Below are 14,884 nucleotides of genomic sequence, written 5' to 3'. Positions count from 1 at the left end.
CGGCGCAGGTCCGCATATCGTAAAAAGATGCAACAGCGAGATGTCACAGCGCCGCGCTCGCGAATCCGTCGCCGAATAAAAAACGCACAAACGGTTGTGCCGTTTGTGCGTTGGGAGAGAGGCGGGCGACGGGTGACGGGCGGATTGCGCCGGTCGTCCGCGGGTTCGCGCAGGCGCGCGAGCCGACGTGCCTAGAAGCGGTGACGCAGGCCGATCGTCGCGGCGATCTGGTTGTTCGTCGACGACGGCGACAGCGTATTGATCGCCGCCACGTTCTGCAGAGCCTGGCCCGAACCGTTCACGCCGAGCGAACCCGAAGCGTGCTGGTACACGCCCGCGAGGTAGACGTCGGTGCGCTTGCTGAGCGAGTAGTCGGTGCCGACCATGACGGTGTGCCACTTCGGACTCTGGTCGCCGCCGCCGGTGCCCGTGACGGTGCCGTCGGTGAACGTGTACGAACCGACGAGCGCGAGCGCCGGCGTGAGGTGATACGCGCCGTTGAGTTCGTAGTTGTCCATGTGCAGGTTCAGGCCGCTCAGGCCGGCGAGCGTCGTGCCGCCGCTGCCGAGGCTTTGCAGACCGTCGATCTGCGAGTGCGACCACACGAAGCCGACTTGCGCCGGACCGTAGGTGTAGTTCGCGCCGACGCCGAAGCTGCGTTGCTGGCGGGCCGAGATGTTCGTGTCGGCCGAGGCGGCGCCGCTCGTGTTGCCGCCCACCGTTCCGGAGTTGTTCAGTTGCAGATAACCGGCCGCGACGTTCAGCGGACCGTTGCTGTACGACGCGCCCGCGCTCCATGCGCGGCTGTTCGCGAAGCCGTCGGCTTCATTCGAGAAGCCGTACATGCCGCCGAACTGGAAGCCCGCGTAGTTCGCGCTCGAGTACTTGACCGCGTTCTTGATCGAGAACGTCTGGGCGAAGTTGTCGTTGTCGAACGGGTGGCCCGCGAGGTTGTTGCCGAAGCCCGCGCCCGCTTCGGAGAGCGGTGCGAGGTACTGGTTCATCGAGTCGTACTGGCGGCCGAGCGTCAGGGCGCCGTACTGGTCGCTCTGCAGACCGACATAGGCCTGACGGTTGAAGATCGTATTCGATTCGCTGAACGAGCCGTTGCCGATGTTGAAGCCGCTCTCCAACGTGAAGATGGCCTTCAGACCGCCGCCGAGGTCTTCAGAGCCCTTCAGGCCGAAGTAGTTGTGGGACAGCGCGCCGCTGCCCTGGGCCCACAGGCTGTGGCCGCCGGCGTTGTTCGCGTAGACGATGCCGGCATCGAGAGAACCGTAAAGCGTGACGCTGCTTTGCGCATGCGCGCTCATGGCAAAGGCACCGAGAACGCCAGCGAGGATGAGGGTTTTTTTCATGCTTTTTAACTCCGGACAGTACTTGGGAATCTCACGAATACCGCGTTGCTGCGCTGGCCTTCGTGGTCTGACGATTCGAGGCCCAGTGTATTCTCGTAAATCAGAACATTCTTATCGTTCGAGGCAATAATTCATTCTGAAAATTGTAGAATTCGCACTAATTCACGTAAGTCACTGGGTTATAAGCATTTTTTCAATCCGGAAATAGATGCGACAAAATGTGACGACATTAAAATCTGTTGCATTATGGCGACGGGTCGGCAATGTCCGTCCGGCGGGCGTTACAGAAGATGACGAAATATTTGCTGTCGTATTCTGCCGCTTTGTGGAAGGTATTGTTCCAGATTATGTGATCCACGGAGCCACTGTGCGGCGGTACAATTCATTTGCCCCTTGACCAAGGGTGGTCTTTTTTCATCTGTTTTACGCGGCCCTCGGGCCGCGTTTTTTTTGCCCGCTTTCGGGGCATTTTACTTTCTTCTAAATTCTGGAAGAGTCTGTTGCAGAAATAGAAAACGGGAACTTTCCCGGTTATTAATGATTTGATTTTGTCGCGAGTCATTAATCGAGTCTGTTTCGCGCGTCGATTTTATTGTGTCCCCTTCACGAAATGCGTCGGCTGGATTCGGCGCTTCGCGGCCGCATTGGCACTTGCGGGTAAAATCCTGCCCCCAGCCCGATAAAACGGGCCGCCCGCAGAACCGATGGAACCCGCCATGACCGACGCATCAACCGAACTCCCCGACGACGCCTTTGACGACACGACCGCCGACGCGGTTGACGAGATCAAGGAAGCGCGCCTGTGGCACAAGGACGGCTGGATGGCGCGCGTCATCAAGAACGAGGACGACGACGGCTGGGCCGTCGAGATGATCAAGGACGGCGAGCCGGAGCCCGCGCTGGTCGGCCCGTGGACGATGGGGCGCGACAAGAAGAATCCGAAGCCGCTCGACACCTCGGCATTCAATACGCTCGTAAAGACGGCCTCGGAGGTGCTCCGGCGCCACGAGCAGCAGCTGCGCGCGCAGATGCACAAGCGCATCGGCATACGCACCGACGATGGCGATGTCGACGTCACGCTCGACATCGTGCCGGACGAGTACGAGCCCTATGCGACGCTCACGGCCTTCGATGCGTTCGGCGAGCAGATCGCGCAGGTGCGCGTCGCGCCGAACTTCAAGCTCACCAAGGCGCGCGCCGAGTCGTGGGCCGAGGGCGGATTCGGCCGTATCGAGTAAGGCGCGGCGTGTCAGAGGCGGGGGCGGTCATTTGCCGCCGCTTTCCCCCTCGTTCGCAACTAACAGCCAAAACCCCGCGCCTGCCGCATTCAAGAGTCGGGAGGTGCGGCCGCTTAATCCTGCTGGCAGAAAATCGCCGTCAGGAGCGGGCCGGCATGATGGACGATCGCGTGATTGTCGGCCGCGTCGAGCGCTGCCTGCACCTTGGCCTGCGTGGCGACCACGACCGCGCCATAGGCCGAACGGCCGATGGGCTTGCCGTCGCCGGTCTTGAACAGCGGGTCGTCCTGCTGGAAGCCCACGATTGCGAACACGCTGAAGCCATAGGCGGTCAGGTGCTGGCCGTGAGCGGGCCAGAACGCGTTGATCGAGTTGCTTTCCACGCGCATCGGCTTTGCATCGATCAGTTTCTGGTCGATCAGGCCCGAGACGAAATCGTGCGCGGATTCCTGGCAGGTGAGCGCGTCGTCGAGGGCCGCGGCGCGGGCCGCCATGGGTGCGAAAGCAAGCGCACTAACGAGAAAGGCGGCAGCGGAGGCCGCAAAAGTCAGACGTTTCATTGGAATTCTGGCAATTAAGCTGCGCCTGCGCGGGCAGGCGCCACCCGATATCCGGTACCGGGCCGGTGCGAGGTCTGAACTCTACGCGGGATCGTTTAATTTTGCTCGCGAGGTCGCCCGGGCTGTGTGCGATGTGCCGCTAAAGGCGCCTCAAGCGGGCGCATTCAGCCAGCTTGCGGGCGCGCTTCCCGCGCCCTTCGACTGTCGGAAAACCTGCAAGTTTTCTGGAAGCCGTATATATTTCCCGGTTATATCAGAACCTCACTCGTTTCCCTTTTAAATCAACGTCTTGCGTAGCTATCTTGGTGGGCTGATCGTCGCTAGCTACCAGCGTAGCTACCGTTCCACCCGCCACCATGGCGCGCAGGCTGTCCTCGGTGATTGCCGAGGAATTCGCCCCGAGCTGGACCAGAGTCAGTTTGCCCTGGTTCACGAAACGGTAGATGGTGGCGCGCGAGACGCCGAGGGCGGCGGCGGCGGCGTTGATGCGGTGCAGTTTGGGGAGCATGGGCTCGACTCCTATGGGGTACGGTCAAATCGGTCGTGGTGCGGTCGCTGGCGGTCTGGTGTGGCGCGGCTATCCGTCGTCGGTCGCTGGCGCGCTGGCGGTCCGGCTGTCGCTCGCGCGAATCACAATCTGAGCGGGGCTCTCGTGATCGATCGAGACCGTGGTGAAAACGGCGGCGTTCCAGGCGATCTGCCACGTGAACCAGTCCACGTTGACGCCGCGCGTTCGCTGTGCGTTGAATTCCTGTCGCATGAGATCGGGCTGGCTCATTCGGCGCGCTCCACATAACCGCAGTTGAAGCAGCGTTTTATTTCGTCTGGCGTCATGCCTGGCACGCTGTACATTTCGCGCGGCAGGATTTTGTAGCCGCATTTTGGACAAGGCTCGTCGAGGCTTTTGCCGTTGACTGTGAATCCGCCAGAAATCTTGACCCTAATTGCCATTTGCGTTGCCCTCCGCATGGCCATAGATGTAATGGGCGCGCGGAGGGAGATACAGGCCTAGCCAGATTTCCTTTACGACGCCCGCTTCGAACATCTCCCAATGGCTGATGCCCGGGTGCGCGTTTGGCGGAGCGTGATTGCATATTTCCTCCGATACCGCACCGTCCTCCGCGAACGTGAGGTGCACATAGGCCAGCGCGCACTTGAACCATTTCTTTCGGAGTTCTCGCTCGATGGCGTTCGCAAATGTCTGGCACCACTTCTCCGAGCCCTCGCGTCCTGCATCGTCTGCCTCGCGCGCACACGCGCTGATAACGTCATTCCCGAGATCGCTCACGCTTCACCTCCCGCGCTCCCGCTGCGCTCGATCTCGGCTTTGCGGGCGGCGCGGTCGATGCGCTCGATCTCGGCGAGGATCAGGGCTGCTGCCTTCACGAGTGCGCGTCGCGGATTAGTTGGCTTCCACCACTTCTCGGACCACGGCCAAATGTCGGGCGAACGCGTATAGAAAGCCGCGCCACTGTTGATAATGTGGTTCGTGTGGTCGGCAACTGCGATGGCATATGCAGCCCCAGCTTGCGCAAGCTGGCCGTCCGCGTAGCTGTCATCACGCGTCGGCGTGAATCCTTCCTCGCTCACCTGGCGCGCGCGCTCGGCGAGCACATCGCGCGCTGCGTCGCTCATGCGCTCGGTGGGAGCGGTGGCGAGAAGGGCGCGAGCAAATGCTTCGGCCAAACGCGTGTCCATCTCGATTCCGGAAGTCTCAGGCTGGCACCAGCAGCACGCCGCTATCTCGCGAGCTTTTTCGAGGGTCAGCGCTGCTTGCGGTGCTGCCGCGCGGCCTGCTTTCCAAGCGTTCCACGCATCGGCGACGCCCTGTGCGGCGGCATAGTCTTGGCCGTATCCATCAAGCAGTTTCTTGGCGAAATCGTGATGTTCTTCAGGTACATCGCTCATCCACCACGCCTCGAACGCCGCGCGCTCGTCGGGCTGCGACTCTCGATACTTCCGAGCCAGAAATTCCGAGTGCGTTTCCTCGCTCGGCGCTGCCGCATCTGCGGCGACGGTAGGCGTAGGGGCGGCGTTAGGTTCTTTGTTCATTTCGATGACCTCGTGTTAGGCGGTGGCCGCGCGTTTCATGAAGCAGATCCAGTGCGTGTCGGCGCGCTTGCCCGATTTGTGACCGAACAGCGGCTTCTGGTCGGTGAGCGCGAGTATTTCCGCGACCTTGATCTGCGTTTCGTTCCATTTGAAGATCAGCACGCCCTCGTCGGCGAGCACGCGGAAGCACTCGGCGAAGCCCCGGCGCAGATCGTCGCGCCAGTCGCTCGACAGCTTCCCGTATTTGGCGGCGAGCCAGCTTCGCGGGCCTGCGCGCACGAGGTGCGGCGGATCGAACACGACGAGCTTGAACGCGCCATCGGCGAAGTCCATCGCGCGAAAATCCATCGTCAGGTCAGGTGACACGCTGAGCACGCGCTCGCCGTCCGCCCTGCCGTGTGATCGGTCAGTGACGGAAACCGTCTCGTCACGCACGTCGCCGAACAGCACGGCCGGGTTTTGCGGATCGAACCAGAACATGCGAGTGCCGCAGCACGGGTCGAGGATCGCCTTCGTGTCACTCATCCGACACCTCGCGCGTGGTCGGCGCTACCGCAGCAGGGGCGACGGAAGCGGCGCGGCTTTCTTCGATTGCGCGGCGCAGCGCGCGGCCGAAGCCGATGCCGAGGCGACGCGTGATGACGCCGCGATACGTCTCGCCGGGGCGGTCGACAAACGAGCGAATGACGGCCACCGTCTCGTCATCCAGCGGCGTCGGCTCGACGTTAGGCACGCCTGGCGCATCGGAAGGGAGAGCGGCGAGACGGTTCCACGACGCGATTGCTTCGTCGTCAGTTTCCTCGGTCGGTCCAGCGGCTTCGCAGCCGTTGCAGAGCACTTGCTGCTTGCCGAGCGCGGAGTCGGTGTAGGTGTCATCGCTCCCGCAGAACGGGCACGGCTTCAGTTGGTTGTCCATCGTTATCCTCGTGTCTCGTGTTAGGCGGTCATTGCTTCGTCGGCTGCTGCGATGAACGCTGCCGCCGCTTCGCGGTTGATGGCGTTGCCGTAGGCGCGCAGTCGTCCCACTCGGGCGGGAGCCCCATGAGCCAGCGGGAATGTGCCGGGTTCAACTGGCCGCCACTTTCCATCCCGGCAGAGGAGCCAATCAGCAGCTCGCCAGAAGCCGTTAGTCGGGCCGGCTGCATTGACCTCGCTACTCCCTGATTCGAAAGGCGCACCTTGTCCTTCTGGCCTTGGTCGTACTGGTAGTCCCCGCGGCGGCTGTCGATCGAGGTCGGCGTCTGCCACCCGGCCAACCACGCCACGCGCCCGAGCAATGCATTCAGCGGCACGTTCGCGCACTCGCTGCCGTCCTTGTGATCCCGCGTCGTCGGCGTCGGCCATCCCGCGAGCTGCGCCGTTTGCTTCAGCGATAAGCCGCCCTGCAATCCGGGCTGGATCTGCGCGCCGGTTCCGTCGTTCGCGCGCGGCGTAGGCCACGAAGAACGATCGGTCTCGGATGTGCGGCGCGCCGACGCCCGCAGACGGGAAAGGGTTCGCGGCGCAGGCGTATTCCATGGCTTCCAGGTCATCGAAAACAAGGTCGATCCAAGGGTCGACGTCCTTGCTCGCAACCTGCTCGCCAAGGATGACTGGAGGGCGGCACTCGCTGATGAGGTGGTGCCATGCCGGCCAGAGGTGCCGCTCGTCAGCAAACCCAAGTCCTTTGCCTGCCGCGCTGAAAGGTTGGCACGGACAGGAACCAGTCCAAACAGGTCGGTCGTCAGGCCATCCAGCGAGTCGAAGGGCAGACGACCAGACGCCGATTCCGGCGAAGAAATGGCACTGCGTGTAGCCTCGCAGGTCATCAGGTCGGACATCTTCAATGCTCCTTTCGTCAACGTCGCCGGGGGCGATGTGCCCGGCGGCAATCAGGTTGCGCAGCCACTGCGCGGCGTAGGGTTCGATCTCGTTGTAGTACGCGGCCATGCTCGGTCGATGCCGGTTACGGGTGGGGAGTCAGGCGAACAGGTCGCCGATCGCTTTGCGCGCGTGGCGCGTGGCCCGCGCAGTGGCAGCGTGGTGCTCGGCGTCATACGCCAGATGGCAGCGCTGGCACAGCGCCTTAAGGTTGTCGTCGCCGCAGTGCTCCGGCACGTGATCGAGATGTGCGATCGTGAGCACGACACGAGTCCAGCGGTTGCCGCAGTATTCGGATGCCTTACAGAGCCCGAGCAGACGGCCATCATCAGCGGCATAGACTTCGCCATCTCCTTCAAAGCGCTGGAACGTGCCGGCGTCTTTGTCGATGCCTCGCACGATCAAGTCGCCGTTTGCGACGCGGCATTGCTCACAGCAGTTACCCGCGCGATCGAGGATGCGTGCCCGGATTTCCTTCCAGTTGTCCGGATAGCGGCTGCGGTTTTCAGGCTTGATAGGCATGACGGTTTCAGGCGCGCGCCAGTTCGTGATCGCGAGGCACCTTGAAGCCGGATGCCTTGGCGTGGCCGCCACCGCCGAACTGCTTTGCGATCTCCGACACATCGAGCCCGTCATCGGAAGAACGAAGGCTGAAGATGCGACCGTCGACGGTGTCCCAATAGCAAGCCGCGAATGCTTCGCCCTGGGCCATCACGTGGCCGGCGTCGCTCGACATCGTGTAGGGCAGGCTGGCAACCGGAACGTCGTGGCCGCCGATCGTCATGCGGCGCGCGCAGACTCTGAGAAGCTCGGCGATGTCCTTGTGATGCTTGCGCTCAATCGCCGCGCCCGCCGCGGTCATTTGAATGAGTTCCGCCTGATCGGCGCTCATGAGGCGGTCCCACATTTCGAACGTGTATTCGTGCGAGAACACGAATGCCTGAATCTCGCGCGTCCCGGCGAGCTTGAATCGCCAGAGATCGCGGTCCTCGATGTGGCCGAGCAGGAGCGGGCGCGGCTCGTCGCCGAACAGGAAATCCCATGCGAGCGTCGCGCCGCTGCGGTTGAGGTCGGTGTACATGAACAGGCCCGGCAGGCCTTCCAGATCCTCGATGGCGGTCTTGTGGTGGTCGATGAGCGTCACGCGCAGCGCACTCGCGACCATTTCCTTGACGACTTCGCGCTTATAGCTGAAGTCGACCAGATAGACGGTGCGGTGCGTGACGTCGGGCGGATCCTTCTGATAGACGCCCGGCAGAAAATCCACTTCGCCGCCAAACTTTTTCCAGAAGCACCACGCGCCGCTGAAGCCGTCAGCGCAGTTGCTGTGATAGATAACCAGAGGGCGATTTTTCATGCTCGTCTCATTCAGTAGTGTGGGAGGGCGCTCGCTGCGCCACGTGCCGATTACTGCGGCTTGCGCGACGCTTCCAGAATCGGCAGTCCGGCTTCGGTGGGGACGTAGATGACCTGGCCTTTACCTTCGGCCTTGTCGAGCTTGTCGATCCAGAGATAGCGGAGGTAGGCTTCGTTGCCTTTCAGGCTGTCGCCGATGATCTGGTTTGCCTGTGCGACGCCCTTGGCACGCGTGACTTCGGCCTCTGCCTCGTATTTGGCAGACTCGTTCTTGGCGATGGCCTCTTGCACGGCCACCTGCTTCGAATAATTGGCCTTGGCGAGTTCGGCCTCGCCTTCCATACGCTGCGAATAGACCTTGTACGGAGGGTAAAGATCGCAACCCGAAAGAGCGGCGCTTGCGAAAATTGCTGCGATGGCGATAGCGGTTTTCTTCATGACTTAGTCTCGAAAAAGGACCGGCCCGTACGGGCGCCGGCCAACACACGCTGCGGACCAGGAGCCTCCCTGACCTGCGCAACTCGGCCGCACGGGCGGCCGGTGAGGGGTGCGGCGTTACTCGGGCGAGCCGAGCAGGATCTTGAGGCCGGTCTGATCTTCGATCTGCGACCAGATTTCGCGGAAGGCGAGTTCGAGCACTTTGTGCGGGCGCACCAGCTCGTACCAGATCTTCAGCGTGCCGTCCTTAACGCGGTACTTGATGCGCGCCTCGATCGGATAGGCCGAGCCGTTTTCGAACACCGGAATCTTGAGTGTGATCTGCGAGGGCATCGCGATCTTGTTGCCGGTCGCGTTGATGTCTTCCTTCCAGACGAAGGTGGTGCTGCCGTCCTGAAGGCGCGACGCAGACACGAAATTGCCTTCCTTGCTGGCCTCGAAGTTGAGCGCGATGCTCAGCATCGTCGAGCCGTCGGGCGTCACGATGTCGGGCAGGTTGTCTTCGACGAGTTCGGCGAACGTGAGCTGGTCGAGCGCCTGACGATCTTTCGCGGTCCACGTCTTCCACTCGCGCGACGCGGGCACTGCGAATTCGATGCGGTAGGCGCGCCAGTTCGCGCCGTCGTGATCGATGGAGATCTGATCGTATGCACGGTGATCGTCGATGACGCCGAGGATCTTGGCGGGATCGAGCGATGCGTAGATGAGGCTTTCGGCGCGCTTCTGGCGATTGAAGTACGCCACGAAGCTGTTTGCGTCGCGCAGTTTGACGACGCCGCTGGCGCGCGCCGGAAATTCGTCACGTTCGGTGAGGTGCTCGACCTTGTAGCCTTCGGGCACCACGACGAACGGAACGCCGTCGGCGAGCGGGCTTTTCTTCGGCTCGGCGAGCGCGGTGCCAGCTTCGAGGATCGCAGCTGCGTTGTGAATCTTTTCGTTATCGAAAGACATGAGTTATCCGTGTGAAGTGAAGGGGTTGTGAAGCAGTGCGAATTAGCCGTGTGCCGCGCGCGATTCCGCGAGCGAGATACCCGGCAGTTCGGTTTGCCGCTCGCTGTGACGCGAGAGGTTGTTTTCGACGGTCGGGAAGAAGACCTCGGCCGATTCCTTTTCGCGCGGCAGCGTGGCGACGACCTTGCCCGTCACTTCGAGCGCGTCCTGCACCTTGGCGAACGGCTTGACCTCGACGGTGATCGTGATCTTTCCGGCTTTGCCGGTATCGCGGACCATCGCCACGAGCGTATTGAGTTCGTTCGTGGCTTCCTCGACGACCGCGCCGCCGCGCAGCTCCATCAGGGTTTGCGTGAATGCTTTTTTCATTTCTTCTCCAGAGTGAAGTGGTGCGTCATTCGTACCAGCGGGGATAGGGCTCGCTGTCGTCTTGCTGGGCCGGCTCGTCGACGGGGCGCGTGCCGCGCGCGGACCAACTGAGCAGCTTCCCGAGCAGGATCCCCGCAGCAACATCGATGAGGATTGCTAACAAGAAACATCCGAAGATTTGTTGCACGGTGAGCCTTTTCGGGAGCTGGTTAGCGCTGACGGGCAGCGCGGATGAGTGCGCGAAGTGCGCGGTATGCGGCGCGTGAAGAGAGCGACCCATTGGCGACGTCCTGGACGATCTGCCAGAGGGTGCGCGTCAATTCGTGCTCCAGAAGCCGCCGGCGCGGGCCATGTTGCTGCCGCCGTACTGCTCGACCGCGCCGATGACGAAGGCGAGCAGGGCGCAGATGGTGACGGCGCGCGCCCACTGAAACAGGAGGTCTTTCATTTGACGATGCCCATGAGCATTTCGATAGGAGGCGCGATGCCTGCGGCGGCGAGGTAGAGCGCGCCGAGGATCGCGAACGGGAACCAGTCGGGGAGCTTGCGCATGGTCAGTGCTGCGCCGGCGCAGCGCCGCCGAAGGTGAATTTCTTGTCGGGGTCGATGCCGCGGCGCATGAGTTCGCGCAGCATGTGCGTCGAGCCGTCGTTCAGTTCGGCGGTGATCAGTTGCGCGTTGCGCTCGGTGAAGCCGCGGCGCACGAGTTCGCGGATCGCGTCGACGGATGCGTTCGAGCTGATGAACGACGTCAGCAGCTCGTCGTCGCCCAGCTCGGAGAACGACCGCCCGAAATCGCGCGGATCGGTCAGGGTGAAGATATCCACTGTGTTTCCTCGCTGCGTCGTGATGTGACGCGTTGAGGCAAAGTGTAGAACGCTAAACTTTAATAGTCAAGAACACTAAACCGCGTGGTGAAAAAAACCCCCGCCGGAGCGAGGCTGGTGCTTTAGTGATCTTGTCGACTTAAGGTACGCCGTAGTTCTGGATATCCGAGGTATCGATACGCCACCGCGTTGATGAGGACAAAAAGTCCACAGGCGACATAGGCAGCTGCCGGAAATCCGCTTGGCCCTGAAATGGTGACAGCAGTAATTGGCGCGCCGAATATGCATGCGGCCCACGCCAAAAGGAAGGCGATTTTCATCGCGCGCGCGAACCACGGCAGTTTGATGGCGGCGTACACGGCCATGAGAACCAGCGAGATTCCGATGAGCGTGTCGACGACCGCATTCCCGACGTTGAGCGCGAATTGGTCCACGCTTTACCCGAACAACCAGAGAGCAGGTTTCACGATGGCGGCCACGTAGTGCAGGCGTTCTATCTGGTCCGTATCGATCGCGATTGGCATGTGCGCGGCGTTCACGGACATCAGATGCGTGCGGCCCTGCGCGGCGTACAGGTAGATCTTCACCATTACGCGGCCATCCTTGGCCTTCACGAGCACCTCGTCGCCGTGCTCAACCTTGCGATTGGGCTCGACGATGACGAATTCGCCGTCCTTGATGCGCGGCGTCATCGAGTCGCCCTTGCAACGGATGCCGTAAGCATCGCGGTCTTTCGACGGGAAGTCTAGATACCCGTCGCCGTGCCCGACCGGATAGTCGAGATCGGCCCAATGTCCGTCGTCTCCCAACTGCGCCGTGCCCTCCACAGGGATGCGGCGGCCTGGCGGGACCGGGATCGGGTTGAACGGATCTTCGTGGTGAATCTCCGCTGCTTTTTTCTTGCCCCTTCCCATCACCAGCCAGACCGCGCTGTAGCCGTACTTCTCCTGGATTCCTACCGCGTACTCAAGCTTGATCGATTTGATTTTGCCGTCGAGCCATTGGTTGACTGTCGCCTTCGAGACGCCTGCGGCTTCAGCGAGAGCGATCTGCTCGGCTCCCGTTTCGTCGAGGATGGTCCGGATGCGTTCTTCAAGTGTGCTCATGGGGCAGAAATCTAAACCAAACGCGGTTTAGATCGCTTTCCTTTTACAGTTTAGGGTTCTATACTGGCGACTAAATCCATTAGGAGCGGTCGCATGAATCTCACCAAACAACAGGCGACGGCCATCTTCGGCAGCGGGGATGCGCTCGCGCGCGCCCTCGGCGTCACGAAGAGCGCTGTTTCCCAATGGCCCGACGAACTCGACAAGAAGCGCACGGCGATGGTGATCGGCGCGGCGGTTCAAGCGGGCAAATCTGTGCCGCCCGGTTTTGTCCCGCCAGCCGAGCAGGCCGTCGCTTGATCCGTTGAGTGGATCGTAATTGCTCAGATGAATCACAGAAACCACTGATAAGGGGTCACGTTCTATGGCTTTGAGTTTGCGTGGGGCCTATCAGGCCATGTGCAGGCAGTTCAACGGCGGCGCGGATGCGATGGCGTACGCGCTCGGCATGTCGGCGGCTTCGCTCCAGAACCGCATCTACGAGGTGAAGGGGCAGGCGGTCAGCACCGAGCACGCGCTCGCGATGCAGGCGCTTTCAGGCACGACGCTTTTCGCCGAGACGGTTGCGGCGCTGTCCGGCGGTTCGTTCTTCGCGCACCCGGCAATCGACGAGGTCGATAACGACGAGCTTTTCACGAAGTTCCAGCAGCTGCTCGAAGATTTCGGCCACCTGGGCCGCGTGCATCGCGAGGCCACGGCAGACGGCGTTGTCGACGAGCACGAACGCGCGAACCTCGAACGCATCGCGAACGATATGCACCGCCGGATTCAGGAGCTGCTCGCGCTCACGTGGCGCATCTACTGCCGCGACGAGCGCGCGGGCGCGAAAGCAATGCGCAGCGTCGCTGATGTGGCTGGCGGTCGCGCCGCGCAGGGCTGATCCATTTTATGCACCGAGTTGAGGACTACAAATGGACAGACCCGAAAATATCGATGCAGTGGAGCACGTGCTGGCGGCTGATGCCGAAAGCACTGCGCAACTGCCCCAGGAGCCGCTCATCTGTTTGTCGTGCGGCGCCCAGAAACTCCCAGGCGTAAGCCTGCCCTGCGGTCATTGAGCCCATGCGAATCTACGTTGCCGGCCCGATGACCGGACTCCCCGACCTGAACTTTCCCCGCTTTCACGCCGAAGCCGCGCGCCTGCGCGCGCTCGGCCACGAAGTGATCAACCCGGCTGAGATCAATCCCGACGTCGGCATGAAGTGGGCCGACGCGATGCGTGCGGACATTCGCGAGCTGGTGACGTGCGACGGCATCTGCCTGCTGCCCGGCTTCGAGGGCTCGCGCGGCGCGCGGCTGGAGCGCCACATCGCGCTCGAACTAGGTCTGGAAATCATGTATGCCGCTGTCGCGGAGGCCGCATGACGGATTTCGCGACCGTTGCCGCCCGATGCGGTTATGTCACCTACTACCCGCATGCAGCGCGGCATGTCGGCGTTAAGGCTGCCGTGCTGGCGGCCTGCATCATCGAGTGGCAGCAACACGCCGGTGATCTCGGTGCGGAGCTGAGCGTCGAAAAGATCGAGTCCATTACCGCCTTGACGTATGAGGAACAGCGCGCCGCGCGTCGCGTCCTGCGGGCAGCCAACGTTCTCGTTGAGACTGCTCGGCGCCTTGAGCACAAAACCTTCTATCGAATCGATATCAAAGCGTTCGCACTGCTGGCGCAAGGGTCCGTCACATGAAGCCATGGACGTGGCGCCACGCCATCATCAAATCTGGGCTGCCGCCGACGACGCGGCACGTCCTGCTGACGTTGTCGTGCCATCTGAACGACCTCGGTGAGGACTGCTTCCCGTCGACCGCCATGCTCGCGGACGAAACCGGGTTGTCGGAGCGCGCGGTTTGCACGCACCTAGCCGTCGCGGCAGAGAAGGGATGGTTCGTTGTGCGCAAGCACGGCTACGGCAAGAAGAAGTGGGCGCGCAATGAATATTTCCCGCGTATTCCGGAAGGCTTCGAAATTCCCGATCGCGCTGCCGAAGGCACTGAACGTGGTTCAGTGCCTTCAAAAAAGGGCCAACGCACCAAGGCACTGAAGGACGTTCAGCGCCTTGTGGATAACTCTGGCGAAGGCACTGAAGGAGGTTCAGTGCCTTCTGGTGCCGAAATGCATGAAGGCACTGAACCTAACGACGTTAAGGCACTGAACGACGTTCAGTCTAATACTGCAGTTAACCCTTCAAATAAAAGCAGCAGCAACGCGTGCGAGGAAAATCCCGCTGCTGCTGCTGCTGCTCAAAAAATAAGCAACGACGAAAACGCGGACGAGATCGCGGAACCTGATGCCGAGGCAACGTTGCTCGCTGTGCTTGAGCAGTGCGCCGCTGTCGTCGTCGATCCGAAGGCTGACCGCGTGCTGGTGCTGACGTGGGTAGGCAAGGGCGTGACCGCCGAGCAGCTGCGCGAGGCGGTGCGCCGCGCCGCGAAGCGTCGCGAGCAGGCGAGCGACAGCCGCCCGGTCTACGCCGCGTTCCTCGATCGCTTCGTGACCGAAGTGCTGGCCGGCGGCGCGCGCGCTGATGCGCAGCCCGCCAGCGCCGACTGGTGGCTGAGCGATTCCGGCATCGGCGAGCAGGCCAAGCGCGTGCGCGTCGAGCGCCGCGTGAACGAATCGACTCCCGATTTTCTGGTGCGCGTGGCGAAAGCCTCGGGTCGTGGCCCGTGGATCGACCACGTGCTGACGCGCGAGCGCGGTGCCGCGCGCTTTCCCGAGGTCTGCGAGTTTCTCGCCGACGTGCTGCCCGCCGACTTCTACCCGAGCTGACC

At 62.1% G+C, this 14,884-nt stretch carries 26 protein-coding genes; 6 read left to right on the top strand and 20 right to left on the bottom strand.

Translation table 11 applies throughout. The features are described from left to right. Window positions 1-191 precede the first annotated feature (191 nt). Entirely contained in the window at window positions 192-1,358 is a 1,167-nt protein-coding gene (locus tag SB764_RS24725) for a porin (protein ID WP_074985915.1), read from the bottom strand. Window positions 1,359-2,074: 716 nt separating this feature from the next. Here SB764_RS24725 and SB764_RS24720 point away from each other — a divergent pair. Continuing rightward, window positions 2,075-2,596, top strand: a complete 522-nt coding sequence (locus SB764_RS24720) for a hypothetical protein (RefSeq protein ID WP_065065975.1) — start codon at window positions 2,075-2,077, stop codon at window positions 2,594-2,596. A gap of 113 nt (window positions 2,597-2,709) precedes the next feature. Here SB764_RS24720 and SB764_RS24715 read toward each other — a convergent pair whose 3' ends face one another. The 19 genes from SB764_RS24715 to SB764_RS24625 all read right to left on the bottom strand — a co-directional run bounded on the left by SB764_RS24715 (window position 2,710) and on the right by SB764_RS24625 (window position 12,115). Further along, a complete protein-coding gene (locus SB764_RS24715; RefSeq protein ID WP_410865304.1) occupies window positions 2,710-3,090 on the bottom strand; it encodes a hypothetical protein in 381 nt (126 codons plus the stop codon). 319 nt (window positions 3,091-3,409) lie between these two features. Then, on the bottom strand, window positions 3,410-3,664 hold the full coding sequence (locus SB764_RS24710) for a helix-turn-helix transcriptional regulator (RefSeq protein ID WP_410865302.1): 255 nt from the start codon (window positions 3,662-3,664) through the stop codon (window positions 3,410-3,412). Window positions 3,665-3,733: 69 nt separating this feature from the next. Then, window positions 3,734-3,934: a hypothetical protein gene (locus SB764_RS24705; protein WP_410865300.1), complete on the bottom strand. Its 201-nt coding sequence runs from the start codon at window positions 3,932-3,934 to the stop codon at window positions 3,734-3,736. Then, on the bottom strand, window positions 3,931-4,107 hold the full coding sequence (locus SB764_RS24700; RefSeq protein WP_410865298.1) for a hypothetical protein: 177 nt from the start codon (window positions 4,105-4,107) through the stop codon (window positions 3,931-3,933). The genes SB764_RS24705 and SB764_RS24700 overlap by 4 nt, the downstream gene beginning before the upstream one ends. After that, window positions 4,097-4,444 carry a hypothetical protein gene (locus SB764_RS24695; RefSeq protein WP_410865296.1) on the bottom strand — a complete coding sequence of 116 codons (348 nt, stop codon included), beginning with the start codon at window positions 4,442-4,444 and terminating at the stop codon, window positions 4,097-4,099. Before SB764_RS24695 ends, SB764_RS24700 begins: the two co-directional genes overlap by 11 nt. Then, entirely contained in the window at window positions 4,441-5,208 is a 768-nt protein-coding gene (locus SB764_RS24690; protein ID WP_410865294.1) for a hypothetical protein, read from the bottom strand. Before SB764_RS24690 ends, SB764_RS24695 begins: the two co-directional genes overlap by 4 nt. A gap of 15 nt (window positions 5,209-5,223) precedes the next feature. Next, entirely contained in the window at window positions 5,224-5,733 is a 510-nt protein-coding gene (locus SB764_RS24685; protein WP_410865292.1) for an SAM-dependent methyltransferase, read from the bottom strand. Further along, window positions 5,726-6,124, bottom strand: a complete 399-nt coding sequence (locus SB764_RS24680) for a Lar family restriction alleviation protein (RefSeq protein WP_410865290.1) — start codon at window positions 6,122-6,124, stop codon at window positions 5,726-5,728. Before SB764_RS24680 ends, SB764_RS24685 begins: the two co-directional genes overlap by 8 nt. Window positions 6,125-6,144: 20 nt before the next feature. Continuing rightward, window positions 6,145-7,137: a DNA cytosine methyltransferase gene (locus SB764_RS24675; protein WP_410865288.1), complete on the bottom strand. Its 993-nt coding sequence runs from the start codon at window positions 7,135-7,137 to the stop codon at window positions 6,145-6,147. Between the two features lie 30 nt (window positions 7,138-7,167). Continuing rightward, entirely contained in the window at window positions 7,168-7,590 is a 423-nt protein-coding gene (locus SB764_RS24670; protein WP_410865286.1) for a hypothetical protein, read from the bottom strand. Window positions 7,591-7,597: 7 nt separating this feature from the next. After that, window positions 7,598-8,425 (bottom strand): DHHA1 domain-containing protein, encoded by an 828-nt coding sequence (locus SB764_RS24665; RefSeq protein ID WP_410865284.1) that lies wholly within the window; start codon window positions 8,423-8,425, stop codon window positions 7,598-7,600. A gap of 50 nt (window positions 8,426-8,475) precedes the next feature. Continuing rightward, a complete protein-coding gene (locus SB764_RS24660) occupies window positions 8,476-8,862 on the bottom strand; it encodes a hypothetical protein (RefSeq protein ID WP_410865282.1) in 387 nt (128 codons plus the stop codon). Window positions 8,863-8,979: 117 nt separating this feature from the next. After that, window positions 8,980-9,813 (bottom strand): YfdQ family protein, encoded by an 834-nt coding sequence (locus SB764_RS24655; RefSeq protein WP_410865280.1) that lies wholly within the window; start codon window positions 9,811-9,813, stop codon window positions 8,980-8,982. Between the two features lie 42 nt (window positions 9,814-9,855). Next, window positions 9,856-10,182 carry a hypothetical protein gene (locus SB764_RS24650; protein WP_110328034.1) on the bottom strand — a complete coding sequence of 109 codons (327 nt, stop codon included), beginning with the start codon at window positions 10,180-10,182 and terminating at the stop codon, window positions 9,856-9,858. A 25-nt stretch (window positions 10,183-10,207) separates the two neighbouring features. Beyond that, window positions 10,208-10,462, bottom strand: a complete 255-nt coding sequence (locus SB764_RS24645) for a hypothetical protein (RefSeq protein WP_410865278.1) — start codon at window positions 10,460-10,462, stop codon at window positions 10,208-10,210. Window positions 10,463-10,498: 36 nt separating this feature from the next. Next, complete coding sequence (locus tag SB764_RS24640) at window positions 10,499-10,630, bottom strand: hypothetical protein (RefSeq protein ID WP_410865276.1); 132 nt, start codon at window positions 10,628-10,630, stop codon at window positions 10,499-10,501. 106 nt (window positions 10,631-10,736) lie between these two features. Continuing rightward, window positions 10,737-11,009 carry a hypothetical protein gene (locus SB764_RS24635; RefSeq protein WP_410865274.1) on the bottom strand — a complete coding sequence of 91 codons (273 nt, stop codon included), beginning with the start codon at window positions 11,007-11,009 and terminating at the stop codon, window positions 10,737-10,739. Window positions 11,010-11,131: 122 nt separating this feature from the next. Continuing rightward, window positions 11,132-11,443 carry a hypothetical protein gene (locus SB764_RS24630; RefSeq protein ID WP_410865272.1) on the bottom strand — a complete coding sequence of 104 codons (312 nt, stop codon included), beginning with the start codon at window positions 11,441-11,443 and terminating at the stop codon, window positions 11,132-11,134. 3 nt (window positions 11,444-11,446) lie between these two features. Next, complete coding sequence (locus tag SB764_RS24625; RefSeq protein WP_410865270.1) at window positions 11,447-12,115, bottom strand: helix-turn-helix transcriptional regulator; 669 nt, start codon at window positions 12,113-12,115, stop codon at window positions 11,447-11,449. 93 nt (window positions 12,116-12,208) lie between these two features. On the opposite strand from SB764_RS24625, the gene SB764_RS24620 reads away from it, so the two are divergent. The 5 genes from SB764_RS24620 to SB764_RS24600 all read left to right on the top strand — a co-directional run bounded on the left by SB764_RS24620 (window position 12,209) and on the right by SB764_RS24600 (window position 14,882). Then, window positions 12,209-12,415 carry a Cro/CI family transcriptional regulator gene (locus SB764_RS24620; protein ID WP_410865268.1) on the top strand — a complete coding sequence of 69 codons (207 nt, stop codon included), beginning with the start codon at window positions 12,209-12,211 and terminating at the stop codon, window positions 12,413-12,415. A gap of 64 nt (window positions 12,416-12,479) precedes the next feature. Beyond that, entirely contained in the window at window positions 12,480-12,995 is a 516-nt protein-coding gene (locus tag SB764_RS24615) for a YmfL family putative regulatory protein (RefSeq protein WP_410865266.1), read from the top strand. A gap of 182 nt (window positions 12,996-13,177) precedes the next feature. Further along, window positions 13,178-13,480, top strand: a complete 303-nt coding sequence (locus tag SB764_RS24610; protein ID WP_410865264.1) for a DUF4406 domain-containing protein — start codon at window positions 13,178-13,180, stop codon at window positions 13,478-13,480. Continuing rightward, entirely contained in the window at window positions 13,477-13,800 is a 324-nt protein-coding gene (locus SB764_RS24605) for a hypothetical protein (RefSeq protein WP_410865262.1), read from the top strand. The genes SB764_RS24610 and SB764_RS24605 overlap by 4 nt, the downstream gene beginning before the upstream one ends. Beyond that, on the top strand, window positions 13,797-14,882 hold the full coding sequence (locus SB764_RS24600) for a helix-turn-helix domain-containing protein (protein WP_410865260.1): 1,086 nt from the start codon (window positions 13,797-13,799) through the stop codon (window positions 14,880-14,882). Before SB764_RS24605 ends, SB764_RS24600 begins: the two co-directional genes overlap by 4 nt. The last annotated feature ends 2 nt before the right edge of the window (window positions 14,883-14,884 follow it).

The organism is Paraburkholderia sp. SIMBA_027, from assembly GCF_046535315.1.
Classification (GTDB): domain Bacteria; phylum Pseudomonadota; class Gammaproteobacteria; order Burkholderiales; family Burkholderiaceae; genus Paraburkholderia; species Paraburkholderia tropica.
The sequence above is the reverse complement of the archived record's forward strand: the minus strand, read 5'-3'. Positions and strand labels throughout refer to the sequence as shown.

Bases quoted from the DNA above. Each gene is read 5' to 3' on its own strand.
- SB764_RS24675 (WP_410865288.1), bottom strand. From the start codon at position 7,137: ATGGCCGCGTACTACAACGAGATCGAACCCTACGCCGCGCAGTGGCTG.
- SB764_RS24670 (WP_410865286.1), bottom strand. From the start codon at position 7,590: ATGCCTATCAAGCCTGAAAACCGCAGCCGCTATCCGGACAACTGGAAG.
- SB764_RS24720 (WP_065065975.1), top strand. From the start codon at position 2,075: ATGACCGACGCATCAACCGAACTCCCCGACGACGCCTTTGACGACACG.
- SB764_RS24690 (WP_410865294.1), bottom strand. From the start codon at position 5,208: ATGAACAAAGAACCTAACGCCGCCCCTACGCCTACCGTCGCCGCAGAT.
- SB764_RS24600 (WP_410865260.1), top strand. From the start codon at position 13,797: ATGAAGCCATGGACGTGGCGCCACGCCATCATCAAATCTGGGCTGCCG.
- SB764_RS24685 (WP_410865292.1), bottom strand. From the start codon at position 5,733: ATGAGTGACACGAAGGCGATCCTCGACCCGTGCTGCGGCACTCGCATG.
- SB764_RS24715 (WP_410865304.1), bottom strand. From the start codon at position 3,090: ATGGCGGCCCGCGCCGCGGCCCTCGACGACGCGCTCACCTGCCAGGAA.
- SB764_RS24665 (WP_410865284.1), bottom strand. From the start codon at position 8,425: ATGAAAAATCGCCCTCTGGTTATCTATCACAGCAACTGCGCTGACGGC.
- SB764_RS24700 (WP_410865298.1), bottom strand. From the start codon at position 4,107: ATGGCAATTAGGGTCAAGATTTCTGGCGGATTCACAGTCAACGGCAAA.
- SB764_RS24660 (WP_410865282.1), bottom strand. From the start codon at position 8,862: ATGAAGAAAACCGCTATCGCCATCGCAGCAATTTTCGCAAGCGCCGCT.
- SB764_RS24650 (WP_110328034.1), bottom strand. From the start codon at position 10,182: ATGAAAAAAGCATTCACGCAAACCCTGATGGAGCTGCGCGGCGGCGCG.
- SB764_RS24640 (WP_410865276.1), bottom strand. From the start codon at position 10,630: ATGAAAGACCTCCTGTTTCAGTGGGCGCGCGCCGTCACCATCTGCGCC.
- SB764_RS24625 (WP_410865270.1), bottom strand. From the start codon at position 12,115: ATGAGCACACTTGAAGAACGCATCCGGACCATCCTCGACGAAACGGGA.
- SB764_RS24655 (WP_410865280.1), bottom strand. From the start codon at position 9,813: ATGTCTTTCGATAACGAAAAGATTCACAACGCAGCTGCGATCCTCGAA.
- SB764_RS24605 (WP_410865262.1), top strand. From the start codon at position 13,477: ATGACGGATTTCGCGACCGTTGCCGCCCGATGCGGTTATGTCACCTAC.
- SB764_RS24710 (WP_410865302.1), bottom strand. From the start codon at position 3,664: ATGCTCCCCAAACTGCACCGCATCAACGCCGCCGCCGCCGCCCTCGGC.
- SB764_RS24615 (WP_410865266.1), top strand. From the start codon at position 12,480: ATGGCTTTGAGTTTGCGTGGGGCCTATCAGGCCATGTGCAGGCAGTTC.
- SB764_RS24645 (WP_410865278.1), bottom strand. From the start codon at position 10,462: ATGGGTCGCTCTCTTCACGCGCCGCATACCGCGCACTTCGCGCACTCA.
- SB764_RS24610 (WP_410865264.1), top strand. From the start codon at position 13,178: ATGCGAATCTACGTTGCCGGCCCGATGACCGGACTCCCCGACCTGAAC.
- SB764_RS24725 (WP_074985915.1), bottom strand. From the start codon at position 1,358: ATGAAAAAAACCCTCATCCTCGCTGGCGTTCTCGGTGCCTTTGCCATG.
- SB764_RS24680 (WP_410865290.1), bottom strand. From the start codon at position 6,124: ATGGACAACCAACTGAAGCCGTGCCCGTTCTGCGGGAGCGATGACACC.
- SB764_RS24705 (WP_410865300.1), bottom strand. From the start codon at position 3,934: ATGAGCCAGCCCGATCTCATGCGACAGGAATTCAACGCACAGCGAACG.
- SB764_RS24620 (WP_410865268.1), top strand. From the start codon at position 12,209: ATGAATCTCACCAAACAACAGGCGACGGCCATCTTCGGCAGCGGGGAT.